Origin of the sequence: Halomonas sp. (assembly GCF_033549285.1) — a bacterium.
Lineage (GTDB): Bacteria > Pseudomonadota > Gammaproteobacteria > Pseudomonadales > Halomonadaceae > Halomonas.
In genome coordinates this window covers 1-528 of sequence record NZ_JAWSUJ010000212.1, presented here as the reverse complement: position 1 = coordinate 528, position 528 = coordinate 1, and the positions used below count along the sequence as shown (strand labels likewise).

The following is a 528-nucleotide window of genomic DNA, read 5'->3' as shown; positions in this document are numbered from 1 at the left end:
GAAGGCGTGAGAGCCCGGCCCGCGTTCCGCAAGCCTTAGACACAACAAAGCCCGACACCTGGGAAGGAATCCGGCTTTCTGCATTTGGCTCCCCGGGACGGGCTCGACGATTTTGCCGGGAGCAAAATCGGCCGCACGTCAGTGCGCCCGAAGGGCTCGCGCCACGGACGGCGCGGGGCCACCGCCGAAGGCGTGAGAGCCCGGCCCGCGTTCCGCAAGCCTTAGACACAACAAAGCCCGATACCTGGGAAGGAATCGGGCTTTCTGCATTTGGCTCCCCGGGACGGGCTCGAACCGCCGACCCAGTGATTAACAGTCACTTGCTCTACCGACTGAGCTACCGGGGAATCGTGTAAGGCCGCGTATATTACAGACGGCCGCAGGGGCGGTCAACACCCATACTCCGGCCGAAAAACCGGGTCTTGATAAAGGTAAAGGCCGCGCCGGGCCCGACGCGGCCTTTATTGCCTTCAACTTCCCTGTTGCCGGCTTTGGCAGGACTTTCCGTGTCCATACCGCAGCCTTTTG

At 62.5% G+C, this 528-nt stretch carries 1 tRNA gene; it reads right to left on the bottom strand.

Annotated features, from left to right (window positions below):
* Nucleotides 1-271: 271 nt before the first annotated feature.
* Nucleotides 272-347, bottom strand: a tRNA-Asn gene (locus SCI24_RS21470).
* Nucleotides 348-528: the final 181 nt, after the last annotated feature.